General features: G+C 71.7%; 16 protein-coding genes. 6 read left to right on the forward strand and 10 right to left on the reverse strand.

Going from position 1 to position 20,125, the window contains the following annotated elements:
* Nucleotides 1-71 precede the first annotated feature (71 nt).
* Nucleotides 72-2,237: a PQQ-binding-like beta-propeller repeat protein gene (locus ACIRB1_RS05105; protein WP_403464604.1), complete on the forward strand. Its 2,166-nt coding sequence runs from the start codon at nt 72-74 to the stop codon at nt 2,235-2,237.
* A gap of 10 nt (nt 2,238-2,247) precedes the next feature.
* Here ACIRB1_RS05105 and ACIRB1_RS05110 read toward each other — a convergent pair whose 3' ends face one another.
* From ACIRB1_RS05110 to ACIRB1_RS05130, 5 genes are all read right to left on the reverse strand, one after another.
* Nucleotides 2,248-3,399, reverse strand: coding sequence for an XdhC family protein (locus ACIRB1_RS05110; protein WP_403464605.1), 1,152 nt, complete (start codon nt 3,397-3,399; stop codon nt 2,248-2,250).
* A gap of 46 nt (nt 3,400-3,445) precedes the next feature.
* Complete coding sequence (locus ACIRB1_RS05115; protein WP_403464606.1) at nt 3,446-4,906, reverse strand: NCS2 family permease; 1,461 nt, start codon at nt 4,904-4,906, stop codon at nt 3,446-3,448.
* A 207-nt stretch (nt 4,907-5,113) separates the two neighbouring features.
* On the reverse strand, nt 5,114-7,501 hold the full coding sequence (locus ACIRB1_RS05120) for a molybdopterin cofactor-binding domain-containing protein (protein WP_352177694.1): 2,388 nt from the start codon (nt 7,499-7,501) through the stop codon (nt 5,114-5,116).
* 2 nt (nt 7,502-7,503) lie between these two features.
* Entirely contained in the window at nt 7,504-8,088 is a 585-nt protein-coding gene (locus ACIRB1_RS05125; protein WP_403464607.1) for a (2Fe-2S)-binding protein, read from the reverse strand.
* Nucleotides 8,088-8,987 (reverse strand): xanthine dehydrogenase family protein subunit M, encoded by a 900-nt coding sequence (locus ACIRB1_RS05130; RefSeq protein ID WP_352178266.1) that lies wholly within the window; start codon nt 8,985-8,987, stop codon nt 8,088-8,090. The genes ACIRB1_RS05125 and ACIRB1_RS05130 overlap by 1 nt, the downstream gene beginning before the upstream one ends.
* A 310-nt stretch (nt 8,988-9,297) precedes the next feature.
* Between ACIRB1_RS05130 and ACIRB1_RS05135 the strand changes: the two genes are divergently transcribed.
* Together ACIRB1_RS05135 and ACIRB1_RS05140 are read left to right on the forward strand one after the other, a co-directional pair.
* Complete coding sequence (locus tag ACIRB1_RS05135; protein ID WP_352177696.1) at nt 9,298-10,971, forward strand: PucR family transcriptional regulator ligand-binding domain-containing protein; 1,674 nt, start codon at nt 9,298-9,300, stop codon at nt 10,969-10,971.
* 117 nt (nt 10,972-11,088) lie between these two features.
* The gene (locus ACIRB1_RS05140; protein WP_352177697.1) at nt 11,089-11,871 is read left to right on the forward strand and encodes a hypothetical protein; all 783 of its coding nucleotides are present in this window, start codon (nt 11,089-11,091) and stop codon (nt 11,869-11,871) included.
* 1 nt (nt 11,872) lies between these two features.
* Here the strand turns inward: ACIRB1_RS05140 and ACIRB1_RS05145 are convergent, their stop codons facing one another.
* The gene (locus tag ACIRB1_RS05145) at nt 11,873-12,145 is read right to left on the reverse strand and encodes a hypothetical protein (protein ID WP_403464608.1); all 273 of its coding nucleotides are present in this window, start codon (nt 12,143-12,145) and stop codon (nt 11,873-11,875) included.
* Between the two features lie 128 nt (nt 12,146-12,273).
* Nucleotides 12,274-13,080 (reverse strand): GntR family transcriptional regulator, encoded by an 807-nt coding sequence (locus tag ACIRB1_RS05150; protein WP_403464609.1) that lies wholly within the window; start codon nt 13,078-13,080, stop codon nt 12,274-12,276.
* Between the two features lie 157 nt (nt 13,081-13,237).
* On the opposite strand from ACIRB1_RS05150, the gene ACIRB1_RS05155 reads away from it, so the two are divergent.
* Entirely contained in the window at nt 13,238-14,086 is an 849-nt protein-coding gene (locus ACIRB1_RS05155) for a (2Fe-2S)-binding protein (RefSeq protein ID WP_403464610.1), read from the forward strand.
* A 303-nt stretch (nt 14,087-14,389) separates the two neighbouring features.
* A complete protein-coding gene (locus ACIRB1_RS05160; protein WP_352177701.1) occupies nt 14,390-15,433 on the forward strand; it encodes a DUF2637 domain-containing protein in 1,044 nt (347 codons plus the stop codon).
* 110 nt (nt 15,434-15,543) lie between these two features.
* Here ACIRB1_RS05160 and ACIRB1_RS05165 read toward each other — a convergent pair whose 3' ends face one another.
* Nucleotides 15,544-15,996, reverse strand: a complete 453-nt coding sequence (locus tag ACIRB1_RS05165) for an ATP-binding protein (protein ID WP_352177702.1) — start codon at nt 15,994-15,996, stop codon at nt 15,544-15,546.
* A gap of 486 nt (nt 15,997-16,482) precedes the next feature.
* Nucleotides 16,483-16,953: a hypothetical protein gene (locus ACIRB1_RS05170; protein WP_403464611.1), complete on the reverse strand. Its 471-nt coding sequence runs from the start codon at nt 16,951-16,953 to the stop codon at nt 16,483-16,485.
* 146 nt (nt 16,954-17,099) lie between these two features.
* Here ACIRB1_RS05170 and ACIRB1_RS05175 point away from each other — a divergent pair, with 146 nt between their 5' ends.
* On the forward strand, nt 17,100-18,341 hold the full coding sequence (locus ACIRB1_RS05175) for a helix-turn-helix transcriptional regulator (protein ID WP_352177704.1): 1,242 nt from the start codon (nt 17,100-17,102) through the stop codon (nt 18,339-18,341).
* On the opposite strand, the gene ACIRB1_RS05180 is transcribed toward ACIRB1_RS05175, so the two are convergent.
* Entirely contained in the window at nt 18,338-20,080 is a 1,743-nt protein-coding gene (locus tag ACIRB1_RS05180; protein WP_352177705.1) for a pyruvate dehydrogenase, read from the reverse strand. The genes ACIRB1_RS05175 and ACIRB1_RS05180 overlap by 4 nt on opposite strands.
* Nucleotides 20,081-20,125 lie beyond the last annotated feature (45 nt).

Raw genomic sequence — 20,125 nt, forward strand, 5'->3', positions numbered from 1 at the left:
GGACGAACATCCTAGTGTGATGGGTCTGGACGGCCCGTCCGGGCACGGAATCAGGAAAGGTGACCGGCGACATGTCGCTTCGCCCCGCGGACACGGAGTCGATCGGCGGATACGTGCTGGTCGACCGGCTCGGCAGCGGCGGGATGGGCGTCGTGTATCTCGGGCGGTCGGCCTCGGGACGGCAGGTCGCCGTCAAGGTCGTGCACGCGCAGTACGCGCTGGACGAGGAGTTCCGGGCCCGCTTCCGGCAGGAGATCGCGGCGGCCCGCCGGGTGAGCGGCGCGTTCACCGCGCCCGTCGTGGACGCCGACGCGGACGCCGAGGTGCCGTGGATGGCCACGCTGTACGTGCCCGGCCGCACATTGGCCGAAGTCGTCGAGAGGGACGGCCCGTTGACGGGCCGCGCCCTGCGCACGCTCGCCCTGGGACTGGTCGAGGCGCTGCGGGACATCCACCAGGCGGGCGTCGTGCACCGGGACTTGAAGCCGAGCAACGTGCTGCTCGCCGAGGACGGCCCCCGCGTCATCGACTTCGGCATCTCCCGCGCCGCCGACAACCAGACCCTCACCGTCACCGGCCGGCTGATCGGCACCCCGCCCTTCATGTCCCCGGAGCAGTTCGCCGCGCCCCGGGACGTCACGGCCGCCTCCGACGTCTTCTCCCTCGGCTCGCTCCTGGTCTACGCGGCCACCGGCAACCGCCCCTTCGACGGCGCCAGCCCGTATTTGACGGGCTATCAGGTCATGCACAAGCAGCCGAGGTTGGACGGGGTGGCCGAGCCACTGCGGAGCATCGCCGAGCGCTGCCTGGACAAGGACGCGGCGGCCCGTCCCCAACTCACGGAACTGCACGGCCTGTTGCTGGCGCTGCCCGACGCGGAGTCCGAGTCCGGGGAGGGGTCCTGGCCCACCGTGGTGACGGACCGTCCCCGGGTGCCGTACCCCCGGACCGGCGCTCCGGAGACGGTCCCGAACAATGACCGCCGGCCGCGCCGGGCGAGACGGTTGGTCATCGCCCTGGCCACCGTGGTCGTCGTCTCCGCGCTCGGTCTGACGACCCTGCACTGGATGTCGGACCGCAGCCCGAGCACCGGCACACCGGCCGCGTCCGCGTCCACCGCGGCCATGGCGCTGCCCAGCGGCTGGCAGCCGTGGCGGTCGAGCCTGCTCACCGGCAAGACGGGCGAGCCCCTCGACTACGGCGAGTCCGGCTGTGTGGCGGGCGGCACCGCCGTGTACTGCGCCGGCACCGGCTTCACGGTCACCGCGCTCGACACCGCCTCCGGCAGGGTCGACTGGCGTTCGGGCACCAGCCCGGAGACCTCGCGCCCGGTCGGCGTCCGGGACGGCCGTGTCTACACCTACGTCAAGCCGGACTCCTCCCAGACCTACATCCCCCGCCGCCTGGTCGCCCTGGACGCGAGGACCGGCACCCAGCTCTGGAAGCACCCGGTCAGCGAGGACCGCAACGCCGTGCTGTTCGAGGGCGGCATCCTGGCGATGGACGTGGAGGCGACCCGGTTCGTCGCCTACGACACGTCCGGCCGCCAGCTCTGGACCGCCGCCGCGAAGTCGCCGAGCGGCAACGCCTGCACCCCGACGGTGCTGGGCGGCGCGCCCTACGGCCTGTGCATGCCGGAGGACGATCCCACCAAGGGCGACCTCAGCCTGCTGCGTCTCGACCCGAAGACCGGCACGGCGAAGGAGGCCGGCCGGCTCCCCACCGGGTCGACGCCGTTGGGCGTGATCGGCGGGCGGTTGCTGTTCGCGGTGCCGAAGCTGGCGGAGGGCTCCTTCGGCAGCGGCGAGGACCAGCCGTACACCACCCTGCTCGAGGTGGACCCCGCCGGCGGGGGCACCCGGGTCCCGCTGCCGGGCGCCTCGCGCGGCACGCCCACCCTCGTCGACGGCGTGGTCTACTTCGTCCGCCCGAACGGCACGGTCACCGCCGTGCGCGCGGCCGACGGCAAGCGGCTGTGGCAGCGCGAGACGAACACCGAGAACCTGTCGACGCCGGTGTACTCGGCGAAGTTCGACAGGCTCTACTTCTCCAACCAGTTCGGGCGGCTGCTCGCCCTGGGCCGGCGCACCGGAGCCGTCGAGTGGAGCACGTCCGCGCTGTCGAACGCCGGTGACTCGACGGCCGACACCACGCCGTCCGTCCTGCTCGTCCAGGACGCGGTCGTGGCCGTGGCGGGCGACACCGCCTTCTCGGTACGGCCACCCGCGGCGCGCTGAGCCGTACCGCTCAGGCCACCGAGCCGATCCGTCCGGCGGGCAGTGACGTCGGGTCGTGGTGGATCGGGGTGTGCGCGCCGGTGAGGGAGACGCCGCTGCCGCCACGCCGGTTGGCGACGATCTCCGCCGCGATCGACAGGGCCGTCTCCTCGGGCGTCCGGGCGCCGAGGTCGAGGCCGATCGGGGACCGCAGGCGGGCCAACTCCATGTCGGTGACGCCGACTTCACGCAGGCGTTCGTTGCGTTCGAGGTGGGTGCGCCGGGAGCCCATCGCGCCGACGTAGGCGACCGGGAGGCGCAGCGCGAGCTGGAGCAGCGGTACGTCGAACTTGGCGTCGTGGGTGAGGACGCACAGGACGGTACGGGCGTCGACGTCCGTGCGGGCGAGGTACGTGTGCGGCCACTCGACGACGATCTCGTCGGCGTCGGGGAAGCGGGCCCGGGTGGCGAAGACGGGACGGGCGTCGCACACCGTCACATGGTGGCCGAGGAACTTGCCGACGCGGACCAGCGCGGAGGCGAAGTCGATCGCGCCGAACACGATCATCCGGGGCGGCGGCACCGACGACTCGACCAGGACGGTGAGCGGGGCGCCGCAGCGGGAGCCCTGCTCTCCGATCTCCACGGTGCCGGTGCGGCCCGCGTCGAGATAGGCGCCGGCCTCGGCGGCGACCGTGCGGTCCAGTTCGGGATGGGCGCCGAATCCGCCGTCGTAGGAGCCGTCGGGGTGGACGACAAGAGCCCGTCCCCGCAGGGAAGTTGGGCCTGAGACGATGCGGGCCAGGGCCGCCGCTCCGCCGCTTGTCGCGGTCGAGAGGGCGGCGGTGATCACCGGTCGGGCGGGGTCGCCCGCCCGCACCGGTGTGACGAGGATGTCGATGACTCCGCCGCAGGTCAGGCCGACGGCGAAGGCGTCCTCGTCGCTGTAGCCGAAGCGCTCCAGGACGGTTTCGCCGTCGGCGAGCGCCTGTTGGCACAGGTCGTAGACCGCGCCCTCCACGCAGCCCCCGGAGACCGAGCCGATCGCCGTGCCCTCGGTGTCCACCGCGAGGGCGGCGCCGGGCCGGCGGGGTGCGCTGCCTCCGACGGCCACCACGGTGGCGACGGCGAAGTCGCGGCCCTGCTCGACCCACCGGTGCAGCTCTTCGGCGATGTCCAGCATCTCTCGGTCTCCTAACAGGGGTGCGGGGAAAGGGCGTTGGGGGCGGCTAGTGCACGCCCAGCCAGCTCTCGAGGGGGTTGAGGGCGAAGTACACGAGGAAGATGACCGTCAGCCCCCACATGAAGGCGCCGATCTCCCGCGCCTTGCCCTGGGCGGCCTTGATGGCGACGTAGGAGATGACTCCCGCCGCGACGCCCGCGGTGATGCTGTACGTGAACGGCATCACCACCACCGTCAGGAACACGGGGATCGCGGTGGCGCGGTCGGCCCAGTCGACGTGCCGGGCGTTCATCAGCATCATCGAGCCGATGACGACCAGGGCGGCGGACGCGACCTCCTGCGGGACGATCGCGGTGACCGGGGTGAAGAAGAGACAGGCCGCGAAGAACAGGCCGGTGACGACCGAGGCGAGGCCGGTTCGGGCGCCCTCGCCGACGCCGGTCGCCGACTCGATGAAGACGGTCTGGCCGGAGCCGCCCGCCACACCGCCGATCGCGCCGCCCGCGCCGTCGATGAACAGCGCCTTCGACAGGCCCGGCATACGGCCCTTGTCGTCGGCGAGCCCGGCCTCGGTGCCGACGCCGATGATGGTGGCCATCGCGTCGAAGAAGCCGGCCAGCACGAGGGTGAACACGATCATGCCGACCGTCATCGCGCCGACCTTGCCCCAGCCGCCGAACTCCACATGGCCGAAGAGCGAGAAGTCCGGCATCGAGACCGCGCTGCCGTGCAGTTCGGGGGCGGCGCCGCTGGCCCACTGTCGGGGGGCGATGACCCCGGCGGCGTTCAGGACCGAGGCGACGACCGTGCCGGTGATGATGCCGATGAGGATCGCGCCGGGCATGTTGCGGGCCTGGAGCATGAAGATCAGCAGCAGGGTGCCGGCGAACAACAGGACAGGCCAGCCCGCGAGTTCGCCCGCCGGGCCCAGGGTCAGCGGGGTCGCCTTGCCCTGGTGCACGAAGCCGGACTTGTAGAAGCCGATGAGCGCGATGAACAGGCCGATGCCCATCGTGATGCCGTGTTTCAGGGCGAGCGGGATCGCGTTCATGATCATCTCGCGCAGGCCGGTGACGACGAGCAGCATGATGACCACGCCGTACATCACGCACATGCCCATCGCCTGCGGCCAGGTCATCTGCGGGGCGACCTGCGAGGAGAGCACGCCGGAGACGGAGAGGCCGGCGGCGAGCGCGAGGGGCACCTTGCCGACGAAGCCCATCAGGAGCGTGGTGAAGGCCGCCGCGAACGCGGTCGCGGTGATCAGGCCTTTCTGCCCGAGCGTGTCCCCCGCGACGTCCTTGCCGGACAGGATCAGGGGGTTGAGCAGCAGGATGTACGCCATCGCCATGAAGGTGGTGACTCCGCCGCGCACCTCACGCGCGACGGTCGATCCCCGCCGGGATATGTGGAAGTACCGGTCGAGCCAGGACCGGCCGGCCGGGACGCGGGTTCCTTCACCCGCGTCTTCGGCTGTGGCCCTGGGCTCAAGGGACTGCTGGGTCATGGTGCCGTCTCCCAAGGTTCAAAGGTGCACCCGCGAACGCCTTTACGATCAGCGGGATTTGGGATGTACACGACCCGGGGGACGGCCCGAGACGAACAAGATTTACTGAGCCCGGGCAACCTCGATTCGACTGTTGCCCGGCGTCGGGGTGCCGCTGCGCCCACCCGTGCCGCCCCAGCGGCACGACTGCCCGCAGCGGCGGCGGGATTACACGGTTCCGGTGAGGTGCTCCGGGCGTACCGGTGTCCTGTTCAGTTCCAGTCCTGTCGCGTTCCGGATCGCCGCGAGGACGGCCGGAGTCGACGACAGGGTAGGGGCCTCGCCGATGCCGCGCAGCCCGTACGGGGCGTGCTCGTCGGCGAGTTCGAGCACATCGACCGGAATGGTCGGGGTGTCGAGGATGGTGGGGATCAGGTAGTCCGTGAAGGACGGGTTCCTGACCTTCGCGGTCTTGGGGTCGACGATGATCTCCTCCATGACCGCGACGCCGAGACCCTGGGTCGTGCCGCCCTGGATCTGGCCGATGACGGACAGCGGGTTGAGCGCCTTGCCGACGTCCTGCGCGCAGGCCAGCTCGATCACCTTGACCAGGCCGAGTTCGGTGTCGACCTCGACGACGGCGCGGTGCGCGGCGAAGGTGTACTGGACGTGGCCGAAGCCCTGTCCGGTGCGGAGGTCGAAGGGCTCGGTCGGGCGGTGGCGCCACTCGGCCTCGACCTCGACGGCCTCGCCCTCCAGGACGTCGGCCAGCTCGGCGAGGACCTCGCCGCCGTCGGTGACGACCTTGCCGCCCTCCAGGAGGAGTTCGGCGGTGGCCCAGGCCGGGTGGTAGGTGCCGAGCTTGCGGCGGCCCATCTCCAAGACCTTCTCGCGGACCAGCTCGCAGGAGTTCTTGACGGCGCCGCCGGTGACGTATGTCTGCCGGGACGCGGAGGTCGAACCCGCCGAGCCCACCTGGGTGTCGGCCGGGTGGATCGTCACCTGGGTGACGCCCAGCTCCGTGCGGGCGATCTGCGCGTGGACGGTGACTCCGCCCTGGCCGACCTCCGCCATCGCGGTGTGCACGACGGCCACGGGCTCGCCGCCGACGATCTCCAGGCGGACCTTGGCCGTCGAGTAGTCGTCGAAGCCCTCGGAGAAGCCGACGTTCTTGATGCCGACCGCGTAGCCGACCCCCCGTACGACGCCTTCGCCGTGCGTGGTGTTGGACAGACCGCCGGGCAACTGCCGTACGTCGGCGGCCTCTCCGGCCGCGAGCCACTGCTGCTCGGGCGGCATGGGCATCGCCTGGACGCGGCGCAGGAGTTCGGCGACCGGTGCCGGGGAGTCGACCGGCTGCCCGGTCGGCATGATCGTGCCCTGTTCCATCGCGTTGAGCTGACGGAACGCGACCCGGTCCATGCCCACCTTGTCGGCGAGCTTGTCCATCTGGGCCTCGTAGGCGAAGCACGCCTGGACCGCGCCGAAGCCGCGCATCGCGCCGCAGGGCGGGTTGTTGGTGTAGAGGGCGATGGCCTCGATGTCGACGTTGTCGACGACGTAGGGGCCGGCGCCCAGGGAGGACGCGTTCCCGACGACCGCCGGGGAGGCCGACGCGTAGGCGCCGCCGTCCAGGACGATGCGGGCCTTGAGGTGGGTGAGCTTGCCGTCCTTCGTCGCGCCGTGCTCGTAGAAGAGCTTGGCGGGGTGGCGGTGGACGTGGCCGAAGAAGGACTCGAAGCGGTTGTAGACGATCTTCACCGGTTTGCCGGTGCGCAGGGCCAGCAGGCACGCGTGGATCTGCATCGACAGGTCCTCGCGGCCGCCGAACGCGCCGCCGACGCCGGACAGCGTCATGCGGACCTTGTCCTCGGGGAGGCCGAGGACGGGCGCGATCTGCCTGAGGTCGGAGTGCAGCCACTGGGTCGCGATGTAGAGGTCGACGCCGCCGTCCTCGGAGGGCACGGCGAGTCCGGACTCCGGGCCGAGGAAGGCCTGGTCCTGCATGCCGAAGGTGTACTCGCCCCTGACGATGAAGTCGGCCTTCTGGGCGGCCTGTTCGACGTCGCCGCGCACGATCGGCTGGCGGTGGACGATGTTCGGGTGCGGGACATGGCCGATGTGGTGGTCGTCGCGGTCCTCGTGGATGAGGATCGCGTCCGGCGCGGTCGCGGACGCCTCGTCGGTGATGACCGGGAGTTCGCGGTACTCGACCTTGATCTTCGCGGCCGCGCGGCGGGCGGTCTCCGGGTGGTCGGCGGCGACGATCGCGACCGGCTCGCCGTGGTGGCGGACCTTGCCGTGCGCGAGGACCGGGGTGTCCTGGATCTCCAGGCCGTAGTTCTTCACATCGGTCGGCAGGTCGTCGTAGGTCATGACGGCGTAGACGCCCGGGGTCTTCAGGGCCTCGACGGTGTCGATGGAGACGATCTCGGCGTGCGCGACCGTGGAGCGCAGGATCTGGCCCCAGAGCATGTCCTCGTGCCACATGTCCGAGGAGTACGCGAACTCGCCGGTGACCTTGAGGGTGCCGTCCGGGCGGAGCGTGGACTCGCCGATGCCGCCCTTGGTCCCGGAGCGCTGGGTGAGGTTGGTGGGGGTGCCGGTGGTGCCCATCGTCAGACCGCCTCTCCCTGCCGGGCGGCCGCCAGGCGGACCGCGTCCATGATCTTCTCGTAGCCGGTGCAGCGGCACAGGTTGCCCGAGAGCGCCTCGCGGATGTCCGCGTCGGTCGGGGTCGGGTTGTGCTCCAGCATCTCGTCGGCGGCGACGAGGAGTCCGGGGGTGCAGAAGCCGCACTGGACCGCGCCGGCGTCGATGAACGCCTGCTGGATCGGGGCGAGTCGCGTGCCCTCGCCGGTCTGCAAGTCGAGCGGTTTCGCCGTCCAGCCCTTGGCCTCGTCGACGGACGTGCCGCAGCCGCCCGTTCCACAACTCCCGTGCTCCGCGCGCTGCTTGGCGTAGTCCGCGAGCCCCTCGACGGTGACGACCTCGCGGCCCTCGACCTGGCCGGCGGCGACGAGACAGGAACACACGGGGATGCCGTCCAGGCGGACCGTGCAGGAGCCGCACTCCCCTTGTTCGCAGGCGTTCTTGGAGCCGGGCAGCCCCATGCGCTCGCGCAGGACGTACAGGAGGCTCTCGCCCTCCCACACGTCGTCCGCTTCCTGCGGGCGGCCGTTGACCGTGAAATTGACGCGCATCAGGCGACACTCCCGTTCTCGATGGAGCGGCCGTCATTGCCGCGGTACGACTCCCAGGTCCAGGTCAGGGTGCGGCGGGCCATGATGCCGACCGCGTGGCGGCGGTAGCTCGCGGTGCCGCGGACGTCGTCGATCGGGTTGCAGGCGGCGGCGCACAGGTCCGCGAACTGCTTGGCGACCGACGGGGTGATGATCCGGCCGTTGTCCCAGAAGCCGCCCTCGTCGAGTGCGGCGTTCAGGAATTCCTCGGCGGCCTTCGCCCGGACGGGGGTCGGCGCGGCCGAACCGATGCCGGTGCGGACCGTGCGGGTGGCGGGGTGCAGGGCGAGGCCGAAGGCGCAGACGGCGATGACCATCGCGTTGCGGGTGCCGACCTTGGAGTACTGCTGGGGGCCGTCGGCCTTCTTGATGTGCACGGCCCGGATCAGCTCGTCGGGCGCGAGCGCGTTGCGCTTCACGCCGGTGTAGAACTCGTCGATCGGGATACGGCGGCTGCCGCGCACCGACTCGGCCTCGACCTCGGCGCCGGCCGCGAGGAGCGCGGGGTGCGCGTCGCCGGCCGGGGAGGCGGTGCCGAGGTTGCCGCCGACGCCGCCGCGGTTGCGGATCTGCGGGGAGGCGACCGTGTGCGAGGCGAGGGAGAGGCCCGGCAGTTCGGCGCGCAGGTTCTCCATGATCTGGCTGTACGGGACCGAGGCCCCGAGCCGCACGCTGTCGGCGCCGACCTCCCAGTCGTAGAGGTCGCCGATGCGGTTCAGGTCGAGCAGGTACTCGGGCCTGCGGTGGTCGAAGTTGATCTCGACCATCACATCGGTGCCGCCCGCGATCGGTACTGCGGTGGGGTGCTCGGCCTTCGCGGCGAGCGCCTCCTCCCAGCTGGCGGGGCGAAGGAAGTCCATGACCGGCTCTCTTCTTCGTCTCGGGTCGTACGGATCAAGCCAGTTCGTGTGCGGCGGGTCCGGCTCGTTCATGCGCTGTTAATGCAGCGTGGAGTCAGTACACAGCGCCGTGCGCGGAGCGGGTCAGTCACGGAAACCATGAAGGAGTTGGCTGGCCAGCACGGGCATCTTGTAGATTCATATGAACGGAGGTCATCAGTAACCCCTCCGATTCCCTGTGGAAACGTGGGAAACAGCCCCGCACGGCCCTGCACCCACAGCACCTCCTGGTTCATCGTAGTTTTCTAGACAAAGAACGGCGGCGACGGCGATGCGGCTGCGCGCACTTCTGGACACCGGGGCGCTGGGGCTGCGCCTGCTCGGCGGCGAGGACGAGCTGGACCGCACGGTCCGCGGGGTGATGACCACCGACCTGCGCGATCCCAGCCGCTATCTCTCCGGCGGCGAGCTGGTCCTGACCGGCCTGGCCTGGCACCGGGACGCGGCCGACAGCGAGCCGTTCGTACGGCTGCTGGTGTCCGCCGGGGTGGCCGCGCTGGCCGCCGGCGAGGCCGAGCTGCGCGACATCCCGGACGACCTGGTGACCGCCTGCGCCCGGCACCGGCTGCCGCTGTTCGCGGTCAACGAGTCGGTGGCGTTCGCGACGATCACCGAGCATGTCGTACGGCAGGTGTCGGGCGAGCGGGCCGGTGATCTCGCGGCCGTGGTGGACCGGCACCGCCGGATGATGACCTCGGGTCCCGCGGGGGGCGGCCCGGACGTGGTCCTGGATCTGCTGGGCTCGGACCTGGATCTGCGGGCGTGGGTGCTGTCACCGACCGGGCGGCTCATCGCGGGCTCGAAGGTGTCGGGCCCGGCGCTGCCGGCCGAGGTGTGCGCGCGGCTGGCCGCCGAGCAGCTGGCCGCCGCCCGCACGGGCCGCCGGGGACCGCACCGGCTGACGCTCGGCACGTCGACGTACTCCCTCTTCCCGATCCGCGGCGGCGGGCGCTCCCCGCAGGGCGCGCGGGACGTGCGCGAGACGGTGCTGTCGGACTGGCTGCTCGCGGTGGAGGCGGACGCCGGGGACTGGCCGGACGAGCGGCTGGACCTGTTGCAGGGGGTCACGCAGCTGATCGCGGTCGAGCGGGACCGGCGGGACGCGGCGCGCACGGTCCGCAGACGGCTCGCGCAGGAGGTCCTGGAGCTGGTCCAGACGGGTGCCGCGCCCGCGGAGATCGCCGCGCGGCTGCGGGTCGCCGCTCCCGTGCTGCTGCCCGGGCTGGGCGCCGCCCCGCACTGGCAGGTGGTCGTCGCCCGGGTCGAGTGGGACGGCGCCGACGTCGAGGCGGGCCCGGTCGCCCAGTCGCTGCTGGAGGAGATCCTGGTCGATCCGCGGACCACGGGCCCCGAGCCCTCCGACCGGATCGCCGTGGCCCACTCGGGTGACGAGGCGATCGCGCTCGTACCGCTGCCTGCGGTGTCGGCGGAGCACGACGGCTCCGAGTCCGGCATCCAGGCGGACGTGCTCCTGGAGGCCGTACGGGATCCGCTGGCGGCCGGGCTCGACGGCGACGGGCGGGTGACGTTCGGGGTGAGCGCGGCCGTGCACTCGGCGGAGGGGCTGCGCGGGGCGCTGGAGGAGGCGCGGCACGCGCGCCGGGTCGCGGCGGCACGGCCGGGGCGGGTGTGCGCGGCGGGTCATCAGGAGCTGGCCTCGCACGTCCTGCTGCTGCCGTTCGTGCCGGACGACGTGCGGCGGGCGTTCACCGCGCGGCTGCTCGACCCGCTGCGGGACTACGACCGCAGGCACCGCGCGGAGCTGATCCCGACGCTGGAGGCGTTCCTGGAGTGCGACGGTTCCTGGACCCGCTGCGCGAACCGGCTGCACCTGCACGTCAACACACTGCGCTACCGGGTCGGCAGGATCGAGCAGTTGACGAGTCGTGACCTCTCGCGCCTTGAGGACAAGCTGGATTTCTTCCTGGCACTGCGGATGAGCTGACCCGGGTATCCCACGACTTTGTGAATTCTTTCACCCAGCCCCTTGGCCGGGCCCCGGGATTCGTGCTGAGATGCGGCCACCACTCAACAGCTCAATGGTGTGCTCGGGGAGGGCAACGTGGCGCTTTCCGCCATGTCTGGGAACGGTACGACCGAAGGCGACGACCCCCTCCAGACCGCGGTGTGGCGGCTGCGCTCGCGGGCCTGCTGGGTCGACGCGGCGGCGCTGCTGCCGCCCGACACCGCGGCGACGGCCCTCCAGCGGACCGCCCTGTTCGTCGAGCGGTGCCTCTACACCGAGCAGGGCTGGGAGGACGCCGACGACGCCCTGCGGACGGCCGAGGCGCTGGCCCACAGTGACGACGAGCGGGGCGCGGCGGCCTGCGAGCGCGGCTACCTGGCCTACGCGGCCACCCTGCACGGCGTGCGCGACCGGGCGGACGAGGCGCGGGCCGCGCTCGGACGGGCGGCGGCGCTGATCCCGCCGGACGGTGCCGGGCGGGCGCTGCTGGACTTCCGGCGGGGTCTGGTCGCGGAGAACCTGGCGCGTTCGCCGCAGGCCGCGCGCGCCGCGTACCGGCGGGCCCACGCGGGGGCCGCCGACCAGGCCGACCCGCTGCTGCTGTCGTTCACCCACCGTCACCTGGCCGGACTCGCCCTGCGGGACGGGGAGTTGACGGAGGCCCGGCACGGCTTCGCCGAATCCCTGCGCATCCGGGAGGAGTTGGGCTACCTCGTCGGGACGGCACCGGCGCTCGCCTCGCTCGCGGACGCGGAGGCCGAGCCCGAGGCGTCCCGGCTGCGCGAGGAGGCGCGGCGGCTGTTCCGGCTGCTCGGCGGTGTACCGACGTGGCTGGCACGGCAGTTGGCGGTGCCGGCGCCGGGTGCGGCGACGGCGTAGGTCAGGCGTGGTCGGTGCGGCTCTGGACGACGTTCACGACGTGGTGGACGAAGTGCAGGACGGATGCGCGGAGTTCGGGGTCGCGGGCGACCAGCACCCCGACGGCGACGAGCAGCAGGAAGGTCAGGAAGCCGCCGCGTGACGAGCCGGAGTGAGCGCGCCTCGCTCCCATCCGGGCGGCGCGCATGCCCTCCTGCGCGGCCTGGCGGGCGGACTGTTCGGCGCCGCGCTGCGCGGCCCGCTGGGCGGCCTGCTGGCCGGGATTCGGAAACATCGGCGTTCTCCCCCACGGATCGGTCGGTCCTCTCCGTGGGGCACGTCACCGGCGGGCGGGCGGGTTCCCGGCAGGGCGCCCGGTGGCGGGACCCGGACCCGCTCGTGACCGGAGTCACATATTCATGGTCACGCGGTTCCCGCGAAGTGCTCCCGCACCAGTGACTGCGCCGCGTCCCACTCCCCCGCGCCCAACGCATCGAGGAGCGCGAGGTGTTCGGCGGCGTCCGCGACCAGATCGGCCCGCCCGCGCGTGACCGGGCCGCCGGCCGGCGGCCACTGGGCGCGCCGGTGCAGGTCCTCGGCGATCTGGACGAGTTGCTCGTTCCCGGCGAGGGCGAGCACCCCGCGGTGGAAGGCGCGGTCGGACTCGGCGTAGGTCGCCCGGCACCCGGAGGACGCGGCGCGGACGGTGCTCTCGGCCAGCGGGCGCAGCTCGGCCCAGCGCGCGGCGGGCACGGTCCGGGCGAGCCGGAGCATCACGGGGACCTCGATCAGGGCACGGATCTCGGCCAGTTCGGCGAGTTCGCGGGCGCCCCGCTCGACGACCCGGAAGCCGCGGTTCGGTACGACCTCGACGGCGCCCTCGGTGGCGAGCTGTTGCATGGCCTCGCGGACGGGGGTGGCGGAGACGCCGAACCGGTCGCCGAGCGCGGGGGCGGAGTACACCTCGCCGGGGGTCAGTTCGCCGCCGACGAGCGCGGTGCGCAGCGCGTCGAGGATCTGGCCGCGCACGGAGGAACGCTGGACGACCGCACGGGGACGCGGGATCGGCGTCTCGCTGTGCGTGTGCTCGCCGCGCACGGCGCCCGAGCCGTCCGCGAGATCCCGATTGCGGTCCACGTCGGCGGCGCGCGGCTGCTGCGGTACCCGGGAACCCCGGGGGCGCGCATCCGGGGTTCCCGTGCCGACGGCGCTCTGCGTGCCCTGCTTCACGGGTCCTCCTCCGGACGTGTCGGTACTTGGGGTCATTACGGCGGCTTGTTACTCGTCCGTCAAGCACCTTAGGCGCAGATCGGACTAGTTCATATCCCCGTCCAGTTGGGTAAGGTAAGCCTTACCTCTAAACCAACGGCGAATCGGTGGTACCGGCATGCCCCTGCCCTCTTCGGCCACAGCGGACGCGTACGCCCGCCTCACCGAGGTCGTCCCCGGGCTCGGCATCACCGAACTCACCCCGGACCAGCCGACCCCGACCGGCGGCGGCTGGGCCTCGGCGGTGGCGCTCGCGGAGGGCGGCGCGGGCCTGGAGGCGTTCCTCGCGTGGGACGACGCCCAGGTCCTGCGCGACCACGGCCGCCGGGGCCGCCCGGACGTCATAGCCACCTTCGGACTGCACCGCTACGCCTGGCCGGTCGTCCTCCTCTTCACCGTCCCGTGGTTCCTGCACCGCCGCGTCCCCCGCCTCCCTGTGACCCACGTCTCCTACGACCGCACGGCCGAGGGCTTCGACATGGGCAGGCTGGCCGTGCGCACCGATGCCTTCGCCTGCCTGCCCGGCGACCCGGCCGCGGCGCTCCCCGGCGCCCGGGTGGTCGCCGACGAGGAGGCGCTGCGGGCGGAGGTACGCGCCGCGATCGCCGAGCACATGGAACCCGTCCTGGCCGGCTTCGGTCCGCGGATGCGCCGGCGGGGCCGCGCCCTGTGGGGCATGGCGACCGACGAGGTCGTCGAGGGCATCTGGTACGTCGCCGATCTCCTCGGCGAACAGCCGCGCGCCGTAAGGGAGTTGGAGCGGCTGCTGCCGGGTTCCACCAAGCCGTACGTCGGTTCGGCCGCGTTCCGCGAGGTGACCGGGCCCCACGGCGAGGCGCTGTCCACGCGGGACAGGGCGAGTTGCTGCATGTACTACACGCTGGACGCGGACGACGCCTGCGCGACCTGTCCGCGCACCTGCGAGACCGAGCGGGTCACCAAGCTGCTGGCCGCCACCGCGAGTTGAGGGACCCTCAGTCACAGGCACCCCTCGACGCCCGCTAGGATCAGCCCCGAACGAGGCGCCCACCCGGTTACAGGGGATTCACAACTTCCTCACTTGTCGCAGGAACTTTCCGTGGAACCACCCGTACGGGTAGTCTTATTCGAACTCAACTCCCGCCCCTCAAGCGGCAGTTCGAGCAGAAAGCCGCCCTGGGCATCCCCTTGCACCTCCTTGGCGGCCTCTTGCCCCGAAAACGCCTGAGGGCCGTTGGGATTGGGCCACTATGGCGGGCGTTACGCCCTATCCCAATGCAAGGGACCCCAGATGAGACTGACCGACATATCGCTTAACTGGCTGCTTCCCGGCGCCGTACTGCTCCTGGGCATGCTGGCGGCGGTTGCGGTGCTCGCGCGGAGCAAGCGGTCCGCCGGGGAGCACGCGAAAGACGACTCGTGGGAGCGCACGGAGGAGCGCCGCAGGCGCAAGGAGGCCATATACGGCATCGCCTCCTACGTCCTTCTGTTCTGCTGTGCGGCGGTCGCCGCGGCACTCTCCTTCCATGGACTGGTCGGCTTCGGCCAGGAGAACCTCGGCCTGACCGACGGCTGGGAGTACCTGGTCCCGTTCGGCCTGGACGGCGCGGCCATGTTCTGCTCCGTCCTCGCGGTCCGCGAGGCCAGCCACGGTGACGCCGCCCTCGGCTCGCGGATACTCGTATGGACGTTCGCGGCCGCGGCCGCCTGGTTCAACTGGGTGCACGCGCCCAGGGGTGTCGACCACGCGGGCGCTCCGCAGTTCTTCTCCGGCATGTCGCTGTCGGCCGCGGTCCTCTTCGACCGCGCGCTGAAGCAGACCCGCCGGGCCGCGCTGCGCGAGCAGGGCCTGGTGCCGCGTCCGCTGCCGCAGATCCGTATCGTCCGCTGGCTGCGGGCCCCCCGGGAGACCTACAGCGCCTGGTCGCTGATGCTCCTGGAGAACGTGCGCAGCCTGGACGAGGCAGTCGACGAGGTGCGCGAGGACAAGGCGAAGAAGGAGGAGACCCGACTGCGCCGCCGCGACCAGCAGCGGATCGAGCGGGCTCAGCTCAAGGCCATAAGCCGGGGTCAGCGCGGCCTCATCGGCCGGGGCGGCGGCCGGTCGCCGGAGCCGCAGGCCCTGGAGCGTGGCGGCTCCGGACAAGCATCCGCGGAGCCTGCTCTATCGACGCCGGAACAACTGCCGGTTCGCACGCGTCCCTCACTCCAGCCAGTCCGCGGGGCATCTGACCCGATAACCGTCGACCTCACCGCCGAGGACGACACCATGGCCCTGCCGCGTCTCGACTCCCTGGAGCGCAAGCTCAAGGACCTGGAGCAGCAGTTCGGCTGAGCCGGAGAGCTGTCACACGAGCACCGGGACCGGGCGACAAACGGGGCGGGGGCGGAGTCCGACTGGACGCCGCCCCCGCCCCGTTGCCCGTGCCGTGCCCGGCACCTCGCTCAGACCGCGTCCGCGGCCAGCTCGAACCAGACGGACTTGCCCACCCCGTGAGCGGACACGCCCCAGGAGTCTGCGAGGGACTGCACCAGGACCAGGCCCCGCCCGTGCGTACCGTCGTCGGCGTCCGGTACGTGCAGTCGGGGCCTGCGGGCCACGAAGTCCCTCACCTCCACGCGCAGTCCGCGCGGTCCGACGGTCGCCGTGAGCACGGCGTCGTCGTCGGTGTGGATCAGCGCGTTGGTGAGCAGCTCACTGGTGAGCAGCTCCGCTATCTCCGATCGTCCCGGCCTCCCCCAGTGCCGTAACAGTTCCCGCAACGCTCTGCGCGCCTCGGGCACCGCCCGCAGGTCCGCGCGTCCGAGTCTGCGCCTCAGTTGAGGCGGCTGCGCCGGTTCCGTGGCGCTGTCGGCCTTGTCCTCCGCCGCTTTCGCCGAGGAGGCCCCGATCGCCATGGGACCGCCCCCTCGTGCTTGCCTCTTCATGACCCCCGCCTGCACGCCGGTTTCCGGTTCCCTCCTGCTCGAACACGTTCACGGGAATCCATGCCCTCGTCGGGAACGGGGCAGTCATGTCGAGTGGCTGACGACCGGGTGTTCGGCCATGCGTACGGCGTGTCCGGCGGGGCGGAGGTTCCGGGGACGATGCCGTCCGACACGTCGAACAGCCGGCCCACGGAGCATGCGTCCCGGGTGGGGCGGCCGGGGCGTTCCCCTCCGGGATGCCTTGGCCCCCGGCGACGGGACCTGACACCCCGTGACGTCCTGACCACGGGCGATCGGACCCGCCGCCGATCCGGGGCCGCCGGTCCGGCCGTGGTCCACGAAGGCGTGGGGCGGCCGGTCCCCCCGCACCGGCGACGGATCTCCCCCGAGCCCCACGCTCCGTGAAACTGGCCGGAATCAGCCGCTCGGGAAGCGGCAACAGGACCTCGGCGGGCCCTACTTGCCGCCGATTCCCTTGGTGCCGATGTGGATGATCTTGTGGGTGGTGGGGGTCATGTCGACGATCAGCTTGGTGGTGTCGCCGCCGCCCCAGGTGAGGGTGACGGCGGCCTCGGTGTGGCCGGCGGTGCCGTTGTCGGTGACCTTCCAGCTCATGGGGGTGTTCTGCGCCTGGAGGACACCGTCCGCGTGGTTCTTCGCCTCCCAGGCCGTCAGCTTCTTGAGGTAGGCCGGGGTGAGGTAGTAGCTGCGCAGCTCGGAGGTCAGCTTCCCGCCGCCGTTGTCCAGGTCGCTCTCGGCGTCGATGTAGGCGCCGTAGAAGTCGGCGATGCGGGTGATGTTGTCGTCCGGTGAGCCGCTCACGGAGCGGGGGGCGCCGGCGGAGGCCTGGGCCGCCACGCCCAGCCCGAGGGCGAGGGCGAGGCCGGCGGCGAGGGCGGTGCGGCGCGTGGCCTTCTTGCTGTTCACGTGTGGTCCCCGTTTCGGTTCGGTGCCGTGCTGTGGTCGGACCGAGCTTCGGCGTACGGCGGCGGCGACTGCAATCGCCGCCGCCGGTCCCGCGACGGTGGAACCGTCCCACCCCTTCTGACCTCCTGATACATGGAGTCCCTGGGATGCCGTCCTGGGACGCGACACACCCGGGAGCGACGGTGTCGGGCGAGGCCAACGACAAGGACGTCGAGGAGTTCGCGGCGCTGCTACGGCGCCTGAAGGCACGCACGGACCGCAGCTACGGCCAGTTGGCCCGCCGCCTGAACATGAACGCGTCGACCCTGCACCGCTACTGCGTCCGCGAGGCGGTCCCCCTCGACTTCGCCCCCGTGGAACGGTTCGCGGCGCTGTGCGGAGCGACGCCGGAGGAGCGGGTGGAGCTGCACCGGTTCTGGATCCTGGCGGTGGCCGCGCGACAGCGGCGGCGGGAGGCGGGGGCGACCGGGTCGGCCGGGGCAGCGGGGGCTCCGGCGGTCGAGGGGGCGCCGGACGGGCCGACCGAACAGCCCGTGCCGGACGGGCCGGCCGAGGAGCCGGTGCCGGATGCCGGGGAACCGCCGGTGGCCGCCGCCCGCTCGCCCTGGTACTGGCGGCGCCTCGCACTCACCGCCGCCGTGTGCGCGGTGCTCGCGGTGTGGGGCACCCTGTCGGCGGTGTCCACGCACGACACGGCCACGTCCAGAAGCGGGACGGGGACCGGTGCCGGGACCGACACCGGTGCCACGAGCCGGAGTTCACCGTCCGCCGCCCCCGCACCCCTCACCTGGACCGCCGACTCCCAGGTCTGGGAGATCGGCTGCGACCACGACTACGTCATCGACAAGGCGCCGAAGGACGTGCCGCCGCCCCCGGTCCAGCAGGACGCCCGGGCCTGGGCGGCGACGCAGCACGCGGTGCACGGCGGGCAGACGGACGTGGAGATCTCGGTGCAGGGCCGGAGTTCTACGGCCGTCGTCCTGGAGGCACTTCGGGTCCGGGTCGTCGGCCGTACGGCGCCCGCCCCGGGCACCGCGTACTCGATGGCCCAGGGCTGCGGCGGGGACATCACCCCGCGCTACTTCGGGGTGAACCTGGACGCCCACCGCCCGCTCGTCGAGCCGGCGCCGGGCAGCGACACGGGCAGGACGGTCCCGGCGGCGCACCTGCCGTACCGGGTCTCGGCCACGGACCCGGAGGTCCTGCTGGTCAAGGCCCGCACCGGGACCTGCGACTGCCGCTGGTACCTGGAACTGGACTGGTCCTCCCAGGGCCGCACCGGCACCCTCCGCGTCGACGACCACGGCAAGCCGTTCCGCACGAGCGGCATCAAGGGCCTGCGGCACCTCTGGTACTCGTCGAACGGATGGGTGCCGTACGACGGTTAGGGCCGGGGCACGTTGCGGATGTTGGAGCGGGCCATCTGGAGCATGCGGCCGACTCCTCCGTCCAGCACGATCTTCGAGGCCGACAGCGCGAAACCGGTGACCATGTCGGCGCTGATCTTCGGCGGGATGGACAGGGCGTTGGGGTCGGTGACGACGTCGACGAGCGCCGGGCCCTTGTGCTTGAACGCGGCCTTCAGCGCGCCTTCGAGGTCCTTGGGCTTCTCGACCCGCACACCGTAGGCGCCGCACGCGCGCGCCACGGCGGCGAAGTCGGGGTTCTTGTTGGTGGTGCCGTACGACGGGAGTCCGGCGACGAGCATCTCCAACTCGACCATGCCCAGGGAGGAGTTGTTGAACAGGACGACCTTCACCGGCAGGTCGTACTGGACGAGGGTGAGGAAGTCGCCCATCAGCATGGAGAATCCGCCGTCGCCCGACATCGACACGACCTGCCGCCCGGTGTCGGTGAACTGGGCGCCGATCGCCATCGGCAGCGCGTTCGCCATCGAGCCGTGCGAGAACGAACCGATCACGCGGCGGCGGCCGTTGGGCGTGATATAGCGGGCGGCCCAGACGTTGCACATGCCGGTGTCGACGGTGAACACGGCGTCCTCGTCGGCGAGTTCGTCCAGGACGGAGGCCACGTACTCGGGGTGGATCGGGACGTGCTTCTCGACCTTGCGCGTGTAGGCCTTGACGACGCCCTCCAGCGCGTCGGCGTGCTTCTTGAGCATCCGGTCGAGGAACTTCCGGTCCCCCTTCGGCTTCACCCGGGGGATGAGACAGCGCAGCGTCTCCTTCGCGTCGCCCCACACCGCGAGGTCCAACTTCGAGCGTCGGCCCAGGTGTTCGGGCCGTACGTCGATCTGGGCGATCTTCACGTTGTCGGGCAGGAACGCGTTGTACGGGAAGTCGGTGCCGATGAGGATCAGCAGGTCGCACTCGTGGGTGGCCTCGTAGGCGGCGCCGTAGCCCAGCAGTCCGCTCATGCCGACGTCGTACGGGTTGTCGTACTGGATCCACTCCTTGCCCCGCAGGGCGTGTCCGATCGGGGACTTGATCTTCCCGGCGAACTCCATCACCTCGGCGTGCGCGCCGGCGGTGCCGCTCCCGCAGAACAGGGTGACCCTGTCCGCCTCGTCGATCATCTCGACGAGCTTGTCGATCTCGGCGTCGCCGGGCCGGACGGACGGGCGTGAGGTGACGAGGGCGGTCTCGGCGGCCTTGTCCGGGGCGGGCTCGGCGGCGATGTCGCCGGGCAGCGAGACGACGCTGACACCGGACTGCCCCACCGCGTGCTGGATGGCGGTCTGGAGCAGCCGGGGCATCTGCTTCGGGCTGGAGATCAGCTCGCTGTAGTGGCTGCACTCCTGGAAGAGCCGGTCGGGGTGGGTCTCCTGGAAGTAGCCGAGGCCGATCTCGCTGGACGGGATCTGCGAGGCGAGGGCGAGCACCGGGGCCATGGAGCGGTGGGCGTCGTAGAGGCCGTTGATGAGGTGCAGGTTTCCGGGCCCGCAGGAGCCGGCGCAGGCCGCGAGCTTCCCGGTTATCTGCGCTTCGGCGCCGGCGGCGAAGGCGGCGGTCTCCTCGTGCCGTACGTGGATCCAGTCGATGGCGGAGTTGCGGCGGATGGCGTCGACCACCGGGTTGAGGCTGTCGCCGACGACGCCGTAGAGGCGCTTGACTCCGGCGCGGACGAGGATGTCGACGAACTGTTCGGCAACGTTCTGCTTGGCCATGGTTCTCGCGTGCCCTTCGGTTTCCTGTGCCCTGCGGATACCTCT

Source organism: Streptomyces sp. NPDC096013 (assembly GCF_044763565.1).
In the GTDB taxonomy this organism is placed as follows: domain Bacteria; phylum Actinomycetota; class Actinomycetes; order Streptomycetales; family Streptomycetaceae; genus Streptomyces.

Bases quoted from the DNA above. Each gene is read 5' to 3' on its own strand.
- ACIRB1_RS05105 (WP_403464604.1), top strand. From the start codon at position 72: ATGTCGCTTCGCCCCGCGGACACGGAGTCGATCGGCGGATACGTGCTG.
- ACIRB1_RS05110 (WP_403464605.1), bottom strand. From the start codon at position 3,399: ATGCTGGACATCGCCGAAGAGCTGCACCGGTGGGTCGAGCAGGGCCGC.
- ACIRB1_RS05115 (WP_403464606.1), bottom strand. From the start codon at position 4,906: ATGACCCAGCAGTCCCTTGAGCCCAGGGCCACAGCCGAAGACGCGGGT.
- ACIRB1_RS05120 (WP_352177694.1), bottom strand. From the start codon at position 7,501: ATGGGCACCACCGGCACCCCCACCAACCTCACCCAGCGCTCCGGGACC.
- ACIRB1_RS05125 (WP_403464607.1), bottom strand. From the start codon at position 8,088: ATGCGCGTCAATTTCACGGTCAACGGCCGCCCGCAGGAAGCGGACGAC.
- ACIRB1_RS05130 (WP_352178266.1), bottom strand. From the start codon at position 8,987: ATGGACTTCCTTCGCCCCGCCAGCTGGGAGGAGGCGCTCGCCGCGAAG.
- ACIRB1_RS05135 (WP_352177696.1), top strand. From the start codon at position 9,298: ATGCGGCTGCGCGCACTTCTGGACACCGGGGCGCTGGGGCTGCGCCTG.
- ACIRB1_RS05145 (WP_403464608.1), bottom strand. From the start codon at position 12,145: ATGTTTCCGAATCCCGGCCAGCAGGCCGCCCAGCGGGCCGCGCAGCGC.
- ACIRB1_RS05155 (WP_403464610.1), top strand. From the start codon at position 13,238: ATGCCCCTGCCCTCTTCGGCCACAGCGGACGCGTACGCCCGCCTCACC.
- ACIRB1_RS05160 (WP_352177701.1), top strand. From the start codon at position 14,390: ATGAGACTGACCGACATATCGCTTAACTGGCTGCTTCCCGGCGCCGTA.
- ACIRB1_RS05165 (WP_352177702.1), bottom strand. From the start codon at position 15,996: ATGGCGATCGGGGCCTCCTCGGCGAAAGCGGCGGAGGACAAGGCCGAC.
- ACIRB1_RS05175 (WP_352177704.1), top strand. From the start codon at position 17,100: ATGCCGTCCTGGGACGCGACACACCCGGGAGCGACGGTGTCGGGCGAG.
- ACIRB1_RS05180 (WP_352177705.1), bottom strand. From the start codon at position 20,080: ATGGCCAAGCAGAACGTTGCCGAACAGTTCGTCGACATCCTCGTCCGC.